Below are 14450 nucleotides of genomic sequence, written 5' to 3' on the forward strand. Positions count from 1 at the left end.
GAATTTAAATAAATTAGTATAATACAAATTAAATCTTATATCGAGCTCACGTTAAAATAAGCAAATATATGGACGTAAAGCTGTGCATGATTATTGACCTAGAAAAACGTGGAAACAAACAAATGTTTGTCACCGATCAGATTTCCTCTATTAACGAAAACAAAAATGGCTTTTGGTCTGTTCGATTTCTGTCATCCCCTCGTGTGTTCAATTACAACCAGTCCCGTCTGCTTTATCTGACACATCCGGAAACTATTAATCTTGACGAAAAGGGTCTATATATCAAAAACAAGCACATCTTTAATATAGCTGAACTACTTCGCTTCACTAATGGTCACTACACATTCTATCGAGTGACTTATACCAATGGTTATTATGAAAATTTGGACGGAAGCGAAGTCTATATCACCCGTACGCCGATTGATAAAAATGGCGGCTCTACATGGGATTATCTTCGTAAATTAGCTGCTGAAACTGGATTGACAACTGAAGATGATGAGAACATTCTGTCCAAACAATATGATTTGGTGGATGTAAAGCGCGATAATGTCCCCTTGGCCCAATACCTTGGTGACAAAACAAAACTGGCTACTTATCGCATGCCAAAACAGATATACTATCCTTTTGGATGCAATGCGAGCCAAAAAACTGCTATAGAAACAGCTTTAACACACCAAGTTAGCATCATACAAGGACCTCCTGGAACCGGTAAGACGCAAACTATTCTGAACATCATTGCCAATCTGCTTATGAATGACAAAACGGTATTAGTGGTGTCGAACAACAATTCCGCCGTAGAGAATGTGGCAGAAAAACTCGATGGAGAGAGCCTAGGTTTCATTGTAGCCAAGCTAGGTAACATGCAAAATAAAGAAGTGTTCATTGCAAACCAAGCAAATTATCCAAACATGACCGAGTTGAAGATTGACGAACTGGCATCCGCAAAGATGTTAGCACAAGATTCGCTTCGTACTGTTTCACAAGGATTTGACATACAGCTACGTCAAGCTCAGCTAAAAGCAGAGTACGATGCTTTATTAAAAGAATCGAGATATAATGAAATGCTGGAAACAAATCATGCAGAAGACAAATGGTTAAATAGTAAATCGCCTACCAAACTAATAAAACTACTTAATCTCTACCAGACAATAATAGGAAATGGACATAAACCAAATTTATGGTTCAAGGTAAAGTGGTCGTTTTTATTAGGTGCAAAAATGTTGAAGTTCTTAGGTGACAAATCTTCGAATGTTATAGCCAGTCTAGAATCGGCATTCTATTTCTCTCGAAAACAAGAAATAGAACATGAATTGGAATTAATTGCATCGACATTTCAAAACATAGACATCAAAAAGAACGTAAAAGACCTTCGTTCCTCTTCCCTCCTACTATTAAAGGATAAGATTGCTAAGCGATATAGTACTGGCAAAAGAAAAACGTTTACCCTCAGGGATATCAAGCTCAGAACGGAAGAATTTTTAAAGGAATATCCGGTTGTACTTAGTACAACCTATTTAGCCAAAAGCTGTATCAGCAAGGACATGGTATTTGACTATGTGATTATGGACGAGGCTTCACAAGTGGATATAAAAACAGGCGCACTGGCATTGTCATGTGCTATTAATGCCGTAATTGTGGGTGACGACAAACAACTGCCCAATGTGATAAACCGCAAAGAGGCACTCTCGCTTAATGCCATTCAAACAACCTACAAAGTAGATGACCGGTATAACGCTGTAACACATAGCTTTTTGCAATCTTGTGCTGAAGTATTTCAAGATGCTCCAGTAACTTTACTTCGAGAACATTATCGCTGCCATCCCAAAATCATAGAATTTTGCAATCAGCGTTTCTATGATGGAGAACTCATAACAATGACATCTGATAAGAATGAAGATAACGTGCTTCAAGTAATTAAGACAGTACCGGGTAATCATGCCAGAGGACATTTCAATCAAAGGGAAATTGATGTCATCTCTCAAGAAGTATTACCAGAATGTACAAATTCGGAAAGCATAGGTATTATTACCCCCTATCGTTCACAAGCTGAAGCAATAAATCAAATATTGAAGAAAGATATTGCCAGCACAGTGCATAAGTATCAAGGGCGAGAATGTGATACCATCATCATGAGTATGGTAGACAACGTCCCTACTGTATTTTCTGATGATGCCAATTTGCTCAACGTAGCAATATCACGTGCCAAGACAAGACTTTGCATTGTAACAAACGGTAATGAAATGCCCCCAAATTCCAATCTCGGTCAACTTATCAGTTACATCCAATACAACAATTTTGAAGTGAAAGCGAGTAAACTACATTCAGTTTTTGATCTACTCTACAAACAATATACAGCAGAAAAATTAGCTTACGAGGCAACACATCTGAGTGTATCGAAACATCTGTCAGAGAACCTGATGTACAATGTTTTGTTAAAGGCCATTAATGAATTAGGTTTAATTAATACTGGTATACTTTGTCATTACCCGCTATCCAGATTAATTGCAGATTGGGGTTTGTTGAATGATAAAGAAAAAGCATTTGCTGAAAGCCCATTCTCGCATGTGGATTTTCTCATCTATAACTCTCTTACTAAACAACCGCATTGCGCTATAGAAGTGGATGGATGGTATTTCCATAAGGGAAACGATGTTCAACAATTGCGTGATGCACTGAAAGACCAGATATTAACAAAGTTAGGACTTCGTATGCTCCGCATTTCTACTACAGACACCGTGAACGATACAACAATAAAGAAATTTATTAGTTTGTAACTATGTATTTTTTCCACTGCAACGCAAATTCTTTGCTAAAATCATCTGCCAATACAATAAATTCTGTAATTTTAGCCCCTAAGAACATAGTGGTAATCGTTTAAATGAATAATAAATTTAATATTTTATTACTATATTCTTAGTAATCATTGAATAATTTTTATCTCAAACTCACGTTAATAAACACTCATGAAACAATTAATCGCCTGTTGCGGATTAGATTGCGAAAATTGTGACGCCCGTATTGCCACGATCAACAATGATGATAAGTTAAGAGAAGAAACCGCTCGAAAATGGAGTATCATGAACAATACGTCAGAGATTACCCCGGAAACCATCAATTGCACGGGTTGTCGTGTTGAGGGGGCAAAATTCGCCTATTGTAGCAATTATTGTGAAATCCGGAAATGTGTTCAAGCAAAGGGATTCAACACCTGTGGCGATTGTAATGAACTGAATCATTGCCTGACCATCGATCATGTTTTCCAACATAATCCCGGCGCAAAAGAAAATCTTCTATCATCAATTTAATTATTCAAAAAAAGTAATCAATCGGATTAGTCAAAATTGAAAATTATTATCTTTACCATCAAAATAATACAGTTAGTGAGTAAGAATCACTAAATCATACATCAAGAAATTAGGCAGGTGATAGAAATTAAAAACATAGTCAAAAGCTACGGCGAACTAAAAGTATTGAAAGGAATCGATCTCACCATAAAAGAAAAAGAGATCGTAACGATCGTAGGGGCTAGCGGTGCAGGGAAAAGTACGTTGCTACACATTCTAGGAACACTCGATACCCCGGACGAGGGCGAGTTATTGTATGATTCCGTGAATATTGCCCGGTTATCCTCCAACAAACTATCGGAATTCAGAAACAATAACATCGGGTTTGTATTCCAATTCCACCATTTATTGCCGGAATTCACGGCGTTGGAAAATGTTTGCATTCCGGCATGGATCAAGGGAACCGGGAAAAAGGAAGCGGAACAACGAGCCATGGAATTACTGACTCTTCTCGGTCTGGGAAAGCGGGTTAGCCACAAGCCGAACCAACTCTCCGGCGGGGAGCAACAACGAGTTTCCGTGGCAAGGGCTCTCGTCAATCATCCCCGGGTGGTGTTGGCCGATGAGCCTTCCGGGAACCTGGACACCCGCACCAAAAATGAATTACACCAGTTGTTTTTCACTTTACGGGAAGAACTCGGGCAGACTTTTGTAATCGTCACGCACGACACGGAACTAGCCCGCATGTCAGATCGGCAAATAAAATTAAATGACGGAATGCTAATGAATGAATAAAATGAATCTTCCGGTATGATTTTCTCGTATCGCAAATAAAACACGAAAACCTGTTTGTGTTTTCGCGCAATGTTCTTACATTTGCATCTTAATAAACAAAATATTTATTTATTAATAAAACCTTTCAATGAAATATACAGAAGAGTTAGACAAAGTGAGTTATTGTTTCGGTCTAAGTATTGCAAGTAACCTCCTTTCTTCAGGAGTAAATTCCATTAACACAGAAGCTTTTGTTGATGCGCTCAGAACTGTCTACGCGGGCCAGATGCCGGAAATCAAACCGGAAGAGGCAAACCAGATTTTGCAGGACTATTTCAACAAGTTGCAAAACGAAAGAGGTAAGGCTGCCAAGGAAGCCGGAGAACAATTCTTAAACGACAACAAGAACAAAGAAGGCGTGGTTACCTTAGCTAGCGGTTTACAATACAAAATAATATCCGCCGGAAACGGGGCTATCCCGAAAAGTAACGATACGGTGAAATGCCACTATGAGGGACGCTTGATCAATGGTGCCGTGTTCGACTCTTCCATCCGTCGTGGAGAACCCGCTGAGTTCCCGGTAAACGGAGTTATTGCCGGTTGGGTTGAAGCCCTTCAATTGATGCCCGTGGGTTCAAAATGGCAATTGTACATCCCTTCTGATCTAGCCTACGGCCCTCATGGTGCAGGACAGGCTATCGGACCGAACGAAACTTTGATTTTTGATATCGAATTATTAGATATAGTATAATTTAATTTACGAAAAACTATGAACGCAAAAAATCTAATCTTAGGTTTATCTGTTGCTGCAATCGGTTTATCTAGCTGCTGCAACACTTCTACAAAAACGAATGTATCACTGAAAAACGAAACTGATACTGCCAGTTTCTATATTGGTTACATGTACGGTTCTAATATCACCGGCAATGGTATTGAAGACATCAACATGGATGCTATTATCGCCGGAATGAACAGTGCGTTACAGAAAAAAGACGCTCCTGCCGACATGATGCAAATGAATATGTTTTTACAGAAATATACTCAAAAAGCCATGATGGCTAAGGCTGACAAAGCATTGAAAGCCGGAGAAGAGTTCTTGGCAGCAAACGCCAAAAAAGATGGTATCAAAATCACCGAGAGCGGACTTCAATACAAGATTGAAAAAGAAGGAACCGGAGCTATCCCGGCAGATACCAGTGTTGTAAGAGTTCACTACAAAGGAACTTTAATTGACGGAACCGAGTTCGACTCTTCATACAAGAGAGGCGAGCCTACCGAATTCCCTGTTAACCGCGTGATCAAAGGTTGGACGGAAGCATTACAATTAATGCCTGTGGGTTCTAAATGGACTCTTTATATCCCGTCAAATTTGGCATACGGACCTCAAGGTGCTAGAGGTGCTATCGGACCGAACGAAACGTTGATTTTCGAAGTTGAATTAATCGACATCGTTGACCCGAACGCTCAAAAATAATTTATCATTCGATATTTAAACAGCTAGCAAGCCCAAGGTTTCTTGGGCTTGTTTTTAATCAGAAAAACAATGAATTACGAAGTTACCGGAAAATTAATTTACAAAGAAGCTACACAAAAAATCAGTGATCGTTTCCAGAAGAGAGAATTCGTGATAGAAGTTGAAAACGAGAAGAATCCACAGTGGAACGACTTCGTAAAAGTTCAATTGATCCAAGACCGGTGTGATCTATTGGAAAACGTCCAATTGAACGAGAATATTAAAGTGTATTTCAATTTGCGCGGCCGCAAATGGGAGAATAACGGACAAGTATCTTATTTCACGAACCTCGAAGGTTGGAGAATAGAGAAAGTTCAAGCGGAAGCTCCGATGATGGGAACTCCGGTACCCGAATACAAGGTGGAAGATATTCCTCCGATGCCGGAAGCTGACGATCTTCCTTTCTAAAATTTTAGAAAGCTTATAAAACCTATTCTATTCTCAAAAATCTAATAAGGGTGTCTGAAAAGTAAATTTCCATCATGGACTTTTCGGGCACCTTCTTTTTATCTTATGCAAAAACTCCGTGATTATCTTGAGCAAACATTAATATTTTATTAATTTTGAATAAATCATAACACGAAGGAAATATGAATATTCTAACAGACCTATTCCAATTCTTAAGAAAACCCGATTTTGTATCTATTCAAGATAATGCTGGAAATAAGATAAAAATATTGTTCACCCTATTTTTGTGTCTATTAGTAATTATGTTCGGAATGAATGTGGTAGTAAGAATATTACAAGTTATTGTTACGAACATTTCTTTAACATCCAGTACGGCAGGTCAAGCAACACAAATTCCTAGTTGGTGGAAAACATGGAATTTATTTCAAATTATACTATTAAGCCCTATATTCGAAGAATTTAGTTATCGCTATGCTCTTGGACAATTTAACGTCACGCGAATCAAGATTTCTGTTAGCCTTATTATTGCATTTCATATTTCTTATCTTCTATATTTTTACAAACTTCATCAGCTCTGCGAGTCTAATCTTATTCTTCATTTTTTCTCGTTATATGGTTCCATGTTCACCATAGCAACCATACTCTTTTTGATCATGAGTCTATGCAATAAACAACTTGCACTGCTAAAAAATAAATGGAACTCGAATTTTTCTTTTATTTTCTACCTGTCAGCTGTTCTTTTCGCAATATATCATGTTTACAATATGCCAGTTCTATTTCTACTCTCCCTTTTTGCAGGAGCCTTAATATTTGGATATACAAGGATTCGATTGGGATTAGGTTATGCTATTGCTTTACACATACTATGGAATTTTTTAAGCTCCTTTCGTCTCTTCATTAATTAAAGAATTTGACCAAAACCCAACAATAAGGAAATCAATAAGGTTGTGATGGAAAGAAATTTCAATTGAGAATCCAGAGCACGTCCTTCTCCTTGATACACATGCTTCAAGTGTACTACCAATAATGGCAAGGTCAGCAAAAAAAGAAAGCCAGTCCATCCGGCTGAGTGCAACATGGAGTACAATACTAGGCAGATCACGGTCAATAGCGTAATCACGAAATGATATATTTTCGCACCTCGTATACCCAAGATAACCGGGATGGTACGTTTACCGCAAACCGAATCATTCTCGATATCGCGGATATTATTCATATTCAAAACGCCGGAAGAAAGAAAGCCGATGGCTGCTGCCGGTAAAGCACATACCCAAGACAAAACGCCGGACATGGCAAAATAACTTCCCATCACGCTCACTAACCCAAAAAAGATAAACACGAAAAGGTCACCCAGTCCCCGATAACCATAAGCACTTTTTCCTACCGTATATTTCACGGCAGCCACGATGGATGCACCTCCGGCAATAAACAAGGAGATACTTTTCCAATTCAATAAATCCCGGAAGGCTTCATAGATTAACAGGCTACCGGTGATGACTGCAACCACGCCAAAAACAATCATGGCTTGTATCATTTCCCGCATACTCAAAGCACCACTTTGAGCACTCCGAATGGGGCCTAAACGATGTTCATTATCTGTTCCCTTGGTTAAATCCCCTACCTCATTCGCCAGATTGGACAATATTTGCAAAGCAACCGTGGTGAGCATGGCCCACACGAAGGTCATTGTCTTAAAATACCCGTCACTTGCCGCCAACAGAGAACCTAGTAATACACCCGATAGGGATAAAGGTAATGTTCTTAACCGAAAACTCGTGATATATGCCCGAACTTTAGACATTTTCTATTACTTAAATCTATTTTTAGCTTTTCAACTACCCCCTCTAACTCCCCCTTACACAGGGGGAGAATACGCTGCATGAAAACACTGGAGGTAATTTTTAATTTATTTTTTCAATTTCAGTTCTTTCTCCTCGATAATCACCTTGTGCTGTTTGAATAAGCCGCCAACCGTCTTTTTGTAATTCTTTTTGCTACACCCAAAAAGACGGTATATTTCATCCGGGTTACTCTTATCCGATACGGCTAAAGAGCCCCCGTTCTCTTCCAGCTTTTTCAATATCAAGGCTGCAAGACGATCAATTTGTTCATGACCATCATTCTTTTGTAGAATACAATCGATTTTCCCGTCTTCCCGAATCGTCTTAATGTAACCGGTCAAGTGTTGGCCAATGGATATGGGTTGAAATATCTCGTTACGATAGATAATAGCCTCGTGGCTGTTATTAACGATGACACTATACCCTAAATCCGTACGCCGGGCAACGATTAACTCAACCTCCTGTCCCAGTTTGTAATCTGCCGGGGTTTTATCGAGGAAACGATTTAACCTCGTGGAAGCGACAATTCGGTCTGTCGTTTTGTCCACATAGACATAAACCAGGTATTCACGTCCCACCACCATCTCTTCCCGTTGTTCCCGGAAAGGAACCAGCAAATCCTTACGCAATCCCCAGTCCAGAAAGGCACCCACTCGACTCGTTCCCACCACTTTCATCAAAGCAAAATCACCCACGACAGCCTTAGGTATTGTCATCGTGGCAATCACCCGATCTTCCGAGTCAAAATAAATGAAAACATTTAATTCGTCACCTTCCTTACATTCGGCCGGAGCTGTTTCTTTGGGTAACAAAATCTCCCCCCAATACTCTCCTCCATCCAAATAAACACCAAAATCCACGATCTTAACGACCTTCAATATGTTGTATTCGCCTAACTTTATCATATTCTGTTATTTTGATGCAAAGATAGGAATAATTTTAGATTTAAAATCACTACATCATTTAAAAGCTTTCTCCGATAATCCCGGTCCATTTAACTTCAACTGATCAAAATACTCCGGTACCGGACGGCCCATTAATTTATCAACATAGATTTTAGCCAGATATTGAGATAACATGAAACCATGTCCCCGCATACCGACAAACAGACCTAACTCGGGATCAACGATATAGCGAGGCTCCGTGTAATAACCTGACCACGTGGCTTGTATACTTACTCCCGCCAACTCGGGCACCCAATCCACGAAGAATTCACTGACAATTTCCATGAACTCCTTCGTATTCAAGATCAAATTTTTATCCGTCCTCAACGCATCCACCCGCGGAGAAGCACAACCGATAATCTGTCCTGTGTGGAGTAGTTGTTGCCCATAAACAGCGGAGAACCCTTTATATTCCTGCCGATCTATCAACATATCCAAACTATCACCGTTTTTTCCCAGCATAGGTAAACGACGAGTGATAAACGCCTGATGGCGTACCGGGTACAATCCTGCATGAATTCCCAATCCCTCGCATATCTTTCCAGCCCCGGCTCCCAAGGCATTCACGAATATCTCCGTACGGAATTCTACGTATTTCTTATCATGTGTCAATACTAATATACTATATGTCGATCCCTCTTTCATTACTTCCAGCACCTTGCAATCTTCCACGATCCGTCCCCCGGCTGAAACACCCATATTACGAATTAAATCAACCACTTTACCGGGTGTTGCCTGCCAGCAATCATTGGTAATCAAAGCTCCCAAGTAACGCTTGGACTTCGTGCTGAAATAAGGAGAAATCTCCTTGTGGAAGTTCTTCGGGTCAACCATAAAAGCATCCGACCACGCACGACTTGCATCCAAAGCATTAAACGTGGATTCATCATGAGCCAAATTAATATAGCGTGTCGTCTTGTAATCAATATTTGATATTTTCTGTAATTCTTTAAATATGGCATGATTATGCTCTGCAATTTCAGCTAGCTCCGGTAAAGAGAAGGCCGTACGACCTCCCCCGATATTTCTCCAAGAAGAACCTCTATCCGCGTTCACCAGCACAGGATTCAAACCGGCATCAGACATATAGCGGAACAAAGCACTTCCGGCAATACCCCCTCCGGCGATCAATGCCCCAATCTCAATCTTCTTAAAATCTGTCCGATTAGCCACTCGATGTTCGTCGCCCCGTTTCGGCGGGTACAATTCACCCAAATTCAACTGGTTAGACAAAGGTGCTCTAGGCGTAGCATCACCCACGATCTCGATTCCTTTCGCACGCAAAGCTAATTTCAATCGAGGAATACAACGTTTACCCCGACAAGGTCCCATCCCCAAGCGGGTTGTATGTTTTATCTCGTCAATCGAGATAAAGGTACGATCACCCACGACTTTCAGGACATCATCTAAAGTAACATCATCACAATGACAAATAAACGTGGCTCCCGGCTGATCTTTCAACAACGGTTCCAAATCCAACGGTTCGGGATAGTTCTCCTTCACCACGAAACCTCTCACCTTCACTAAATCTTCCCCATGAACATTCAAGGCTTTCACTCGAGCAATATTCGTTTTATTCGGCTTATGCAGCACCTTTTCGATAAGCCCCTCTCCCAATCTTTCTCCATAGTTATTCACCAAGTAAACTACCTCTTTCTCATTTACCTCGTATTCTATCGGCAGAAACAAGTTGTCTTTCCGCAAATCATAACCGAAGATAGCCAATCCCGGACATTGGTAGACACACTCCATACACCCGATACATTTATCGTAATCCACGTGAGGCACAGTAGAAGTCGAACTTTTGGTTATAGCCCCGTGAGGACAGGCAAAAGAACAGGGGTTACATGCAAAACCATATAAACAATCCATTTGCACAAATCCCCGTTTATGCATACGCTCCGCTTCCGGCAAACAGGGTGTTTCTAGAATCCGAACCGGATGTTGTTGCGAATCAATATATTCTTTAGAAACGACCAAATAATCATCATAAGTCACCCTAGCCCCTAAATCCATCAATATCTCAATGGCCGTCTGCTTTCCACGCAACACGGCACTCGTTCCCTCTCCTATTCTCACGGCATCACCTGCGGCATAACAATGATCTCCAAAGACAGCCTTCCCTTTCATCAACAATTGATTATCAGGTATTAATCCCGTACATATATTGATAACATCTATCCCATTCAATATTCTTTCTGTACCGGGGATCGATTTAAAGTTCTCACACTCGGCAATAACCGCTCCTGTGATGCCCGTGTGATCAGCATTCGGAATCGCTTTCAATAACACGTGAGATGTCATGATCGGTATTGCCAAACGACGAACCCGGTTGGCTTGTACAGGAAAACCTCCTTCTTTAGGCATACCCTCAATAATCGCCTTCACGTGGGCTCCAGCCTGCATCAACTGGTAGGAGGTCAGATAACCGATATTTCCGGCCCCCACGGTCAAGACGTTTTTCCCTAACAACGTGAGTTCGTTATTCATCATTTTCTGAACGACAGCCGCCGTGTACACCCCGGGTAGATCATCGTTTTCGAAGGCTGGCATGAAGGGTACGGCACCCGTGGCCACAACCAGATAATCAGCATCCACGAAAAACACGGTATCTGTTTCCAAATTTTTCACGGCCACTCGTTTTCCCTCCAGAATATCCCAAACGGTAGAATTCAGATAAATCCCCTCCATATTCTCCTCTGCCAATGTTTTGGCAATATCAAATCCACGCATTCCACCGAAACGTTTTTCTTTCTCAAAAAAGAAAAACTGGTGGGTCTGCATATTAAACTGTCCGCCAATTTTATCATTATTATCAATAACAATATTATCTATGCCATACTTCTCGAACTCTTCCCGTACGGCTAATCCTGCTGGCCCAGCACCCACGATTACCACCGTGGTACGAAGTACTTTCCGGATATCAATCCGGTGTTCAGCGTGTTGTTCAGCCATTTTCCCTTGGGCGAACTCCCGTACCTCTTTCACACCATCCACTTTTGTCACGCAAATGCGCCGTACTTTACCATCCACCAGCATCTCACAGGCCCCACACTTCCCGATACCGCAAGCCAGAGAACGCCCCCGACCATCCAGACTGTGACTATGCACAGGGTATCCGGCTTGATGTAAAGCCGACGCAATAGTAAAACCTTTTTCTCCGTCGATTTGTTTCCCGTTAAAAGTGAAAATCACTTTATCTCGTTTCGGAACATCTAGAATCGGGTGCGCATTAATCTTCGATATAAGTTATATATTTATTAATTAGGTTATTAGATTCTTTTGCAATATAACCGATCCGAGACAAAAAAAAGCTGACAAAAGTCAGCTTTCAAGGTTTATCGTTTTTTTAACATTCAATTCTTTTCCCTCGTGAAGGTGAATTTCCCCTCGATCCCCTGGCCATCCTTACTCACCCCAATGATCGTATCGTCATCTACCAAGATGCCAAACCAACTATCCAACTCGTACTCTATCTCATGTTCGGAATGAATAATATCAAACTCCTCGGCATCCAATTTTACCTTGTGTTCTTCAAGCCTTCCCACTAAAAACTCCTGCAACATATATCCATCCTCTCCATCAAGTTTATCCGTAAAAATAATTCTCCCTGATAAATCATTCCCTTCCTGCTTCAGGAATAATTCACCCTCGGCCACCCCGTAGCCATAATCCTCTTTATATTTCCATTTACCTGTTAAATCCACCTTGCTAATTTTAGATTTTAGATTCCAACCACTCATTAATTTTAGATTTCTATCCACGAAATACTCGTTTTTCAATCATAAATCGTAATTCATAAATCATAAATTAATACATTTTTTTCATGCTAAGCTTTTTCCATTGCTTTTGCCTCATTCCAATATTCGTCCATTTCCTCCAAAGTCATTTCCGAGAGTTTACGATTTGTTTCATGGGCTTTTTCTTCCACGTAAGAAAAACGACGAATAAATTTCTTGTTGGACTTTTCCAAGGCATTTTCCGGATTTATACCGTATAGCCTTGCCGCATTAATCATGGCAAACATGAAATCACCGAATTCTTCTTCCATACGCATCTGATCCTTCCGGGCAACCTCAACTTCCAATTCTCCTAACTCCTCCCGTACTTTTTGCCACACATCCTCTTTCTGTTTCCAATCAAACCCAATTCCTCTCACCTTATCTTGAATGCGGTATGCTTTCACTAAAGCCGGAAGAGTATCCGGAACTCCTTCCAGAACTTTATTATGACGTCCCTTCTCTTTCAACTTTAATTGTTCCCAATTACGCAACACGTCATTCTCGTCCTCGACCTTCACCTCCCCGTAAATATGCGGGTGACGATAACGCAACTTGGCACAGATCTCGTTCAATACATCTGTCATATCAAATTGTTCCTGTTCCTTTCCGATCAATGCATAAAACACGATATGCATGATCAGATCTCCCAACTCCTTTTTCACCTCCTGCATATCATTTTTCAGAATTGCATCTCCCAATTCATAGACTTCTTCCACGGACAACGTCCGCAAAGACTCCATCGTCTGTTTATGATCCCAAGGACACTTTTCCCTCAAGGTTTCCATTATATCCAAGAGCTCGGCAAAAGCTTCTTTCTGTTTTGTAAAATCTTTCTCCATAACAAACTCTACTCTCGTGAAAAATTTTCAATTCCCAACTTTCAATTTTCAATTGTTTTCCCTACTTTGCACCTGCAAAAATAAGGCTTTTATTTTAAGTTTCATGATAGAGAGAAGAATAAGTATTGGAAACATTGATCCTATTGACTTTTACGGCATTAACAATGCAAAATTCATCACGTTGAAAGAATTTTTCCCCAAGTTAAAAATCACTGCCAGGGGCGATGAGATCATTATTCAAGGAGAAGAAAGCGACATTGATGTCCTTGTTTCCAAAATTAATGCTCTTCTGGAACATTATAATAAATATAATATGCTCACGATCGCTAATCTGAAAAGAATTATTCTGGAAGACGAGATCGTGGAAGACCCCGAGGACCCGGCCTCAATCATTGTTTTCGGGAACAATGGGAAAATCATACGGGCTAGAACGCCGAACCAACGTAAACTCGTCGATTTAGCAAGAATAAATGACCTTCTTTTTGCCACGGGGCCCGCAGGTTCCGGTAAAACCTACACGGCAATTGCTCTAGCGGTTAAAGCATTACGCAACAAAGAGGTCAAACGAATCATTCTAAGTCGTCCGGCTGTAGAGGCCGGCGAAAGCCTCGGATTTCTGCCCGGGGATATGAAAGAGAAAGTTGACCCTTACTTACAGCCTTTGTACGATGCGCTTTCTGACATGATTCCTTCAAAAAAATTGAGTGAATACCTCGAAACGGAAATCATTCAAATTGCCCCCTTGGCATACATGAGAGGACGGACGCTTAATGATGCATTCGTGATTCTTGATGAAGCTCAAAACACAACGAGAAATCAGTTAAAGATGTTCCTAACCCGCATGGGTGTTAACGCTAAATTCGTGATCACCGGGGATATGAGCCAAATTGACCTTCCCAAACAAAGTGATTCCGGATTAATTCATGCCTTCAAATTGCTACATCATATAAAAGGCATTGCATTTGTCGAATTCGACAACAGCGACATCGTTCGCCACAGGTTGGTGAAAGAGATTGTAAACGCTTACAACAACGAAGAAAAAACTAAATAACGGATATTTAAAGC

The 14450-nt window shown here is 40.6% G+C and carries 13 protein-coding genes; 8 read left to right on the plus strand and 5 right to left on the minus strand.

Features of this window, described 5'->3' with window-relative positions:
* The first annotated feature begins 68 nt into the window (after positions 1 to 68).
* From D8S85_RS05105 to D8S85_RS22220, 7 genes are all read left to right on the plus strand, one after another.
* The gene (locus tag D8S85_RS05105; RefSeq protein ID WP_106479862.1) at positions 69 to 2774 is read left to right on the plus strand and encodes an AAA domain-containing protein; all 2706 of its coding nucleotides are present in this window, start codon (positions 69 to 71) and stop codon (positions 2772 to 2774) included.
* Positions 2775 to 2963: 189 nt separating this feature from the next.
* Positions 2964 to 3305, plus strand: a complete 342-nt coding sequence (locus D8S85_RS05110) for a DUF3795 domain-containing protein (protein ID WP_106479863.1) — start codon at positions 2964 to 2966, stop codon at positions 3303 to 3305.
* Positions 3306 to 3422: 117 nt separating this feature from the next.
* Positions 3423 to 4079: an ABC transporter ATP-binding protein gene (locus D8S85_RS05115; protein ID WP_106479864.1), complete on the plus strand. Its 657-nt coding sequence runs from the start codon at positions 3423 to 3425 to the stop codon at positions 4077 to 4079.
* A 127-nt stretch (positions 4080 to 4206) separates the two neighbouring features.
* Entirely contained in the window at positions 4207 to 4809 is a 603-nt protein-coding gene (locus tag D8S85_RS05120) for an FKBP-type peptidyl-prolyl cis-trans isomerase (RefSeq protein ID WP_106479865.1), read from the plus strand.
* A gap of 18 nt (positions 4810 to 4827) precedes the next feature.
* Positions 4828 to 5532, plus strand: a complete 705-nt coding sequence (locus D8S85_RS05125; protein WP_106479866.1) for an FKBP-type peptidyl-prolyl cis-trans isomerase — start codon at positions 4828 to 4830, stop codon at positions 5530 to 5532.
* 69 nt (positions 5533 to 5601) lie between these two features.
* Positions 5602 to 5979, plus strand: coding sequence for a DUF3127 domain-containing protein (locus D8S85_RS05130; protein ID WP_106479867.1), 378 nt, complete (start codon positions 5602 to 5604; stop codon positions 5977 to 5979).
* Between the two features lie 311 nt (positions 5980 to 6290).
* Positions 6291 to 6884 (plus strand): CPBP family intramembrane glutamic endopeptidase, encoded by a 594-nt coding sequence (locus tag D8S85_RS22220; RefSeq protein ID WP_394345042.1) that lies wholly within the window; start codon positions 6291 to 6293, stop codon positions 6882 to 6884.
* Here D8S85_RS22220 and menA read toward each other — a convergent pair.
* The 5 genes from menA to mazG all read right to left on the minus strand — a co-directional run bounded on the left by menA (position 6881) and on the right by mazG (position 13385).
* Positions 6881 to 7780: a 1,4-dihydroxy-2-naphthoate octaprenyltransferase gene (menA, locus tag D8S85_RS05140; RefSeq protein ID WP_106479869.1), complete on the minus strand. Its 900-nt coding sequence runs from the start codon at positions 7778 to 7780 to the stop codon at positions 6881 to 6883. The genes D8S85_RS22220 and menA overlap by 4 nt on opposite strands.
* Before the next feature lie 105 nt (positions 7781 to 7885).
* Entirely contained in the window at positions 7886 to 8725 is an 840-nt protein-coding gene (locus D8S85_RS05145; protein ID WP_106479870.1) for a CvfB family protein, read from the minus strand.
* Positions 8726 to 8779: 54 nt separating this feature from the next.
* Entirely contained in the window at positions 8780 to 12010 is a 3231-nt protein-coding gene (locus tag D8S85_RS05150; RefSeq protein WP_127074878.1) for an FAD-dependent oxidoreductase, read from the minus strand.
* 110 nt (positions 12011 to 12120) lie between these two features.
* Positions 12121 to 12528, minus strand: a complete 408-nt coding sequence (locus D8S85_RS05155; RefSeq protein ID WP_228423136.1) for a hypothetical protein — start codon at positions 12526 to 12528, stop codon at positions 12121 to 12123.
* 65 nt (positions 12529 to 12593) lie between these two features.
* The gene (mazG, locus tag D8S85_RS05160; RefSeq protein ID WP_106479872.1) at positions 12594 to 13385 is read right to left on the minus strand and encodes a nucleoside triphosphate pyrophosphohydrolase; all 792 of its coding nucleotides are present in this window, start codon (positions 13383 to 13385) and stop codon (positions 12594 to 12596) included.
* Positions 13386 to 13488: 103 nt separating this feature from the next.
* Between mazG and D8S85_RS05165 the strand changes: the two genes are divergently transcribed.
* A complete protein-coding gene (locus D8S85_RS05165; protein WP_106479873.1) occupies positions 13489 to 14436 on the plus strand; it encodes a PhoH family protein in 948 nt (315 codons plus the stop codon).
* Positions 14437 to 14450: the final 14 nt, after the last annotated feature.

Origin of the sequence: Butyricimonas faecalis (assembly GCF_003991565.1) — a bacterium.
GTDB lineage: Bacteria > Bacteroidota > Bacteroidia > Bacteroidales > Marinifilaceae > Butyricimonas > Butyricimonas faecalis.

Excerpts from the sequence above, each read along its gene's own strand:
- D8S85_RS05105 (WP_106479862.1), top strand. The coding sequence starts at position 69 with ATGGACGTAAAGCTGTGCATGATTATTGACCTAGAAAAACGTGGAAAC.
- D8S85_RS05110 (WP_106479863.1), top strand. The coding sequence starts at position 2,964 with ATGAAACAATTAATCGCCTGTTGCGGATTAGATTGCGAAAATTGTGAC.
- D8S85_RS05120 (WP_106479865.1), top strand. The coding sequence starts at position 4,207 with ATGAAATATACAGAAGAGTTAGACAAAGTGAGTTATTGTTTCGGTCTA.
- D8S85_RS05125 (WP_106479866.1), top strand. The coding sequence starts at position 4,828 with ATGAACGCAAAAAATCTAATCTTAGGTTTATCTGTTGCTGCAATCGGT.
- D8S85_RS05130 (WP_106479867.1), top strand. The coding sequence starts at position 5,602 with ATGAATTACGAAGTTACCGGAAAATTAATTTACAAAGAAGCTACACAA.
- D8S85_RS22220 (WP_394345042.1), top strand. The coding sequence starts at position 6,291 with ATGAATGTGGTAGTAAGAATATTACAAGTTATTGTTACGAACATTTCT.
- menA (WP_106479869.1), bottom strand. The coding sequence starts at position 7,780 with ATGTCTAAAGTTCGGGCATATATCACGAGTTTTCGGTTAAGAACATTA.
- D8S85_RS05145 (WP_106479870.1), bottom strand. The coding sequence starts at position 8,725 with ATGATAAAGTTAGGCGAATACAACATATTGAAGGTCGTTAAGATCGTG.
- mazG (WP_106479872.1), bottom strand. The coding sequence starts at position 13,385 with ATGGAGAAAGATTTTACAAAACAGAAAGAAGCTTTTGCCGAGCTCTTG.
- D8S85_RS05165 (WP_106479873.1), top strand. The coding sequence starts at position 13,489 with ATGATAGAGAGAAGAATAAGTATTGGAAACATTGATCCTATTGACTTT.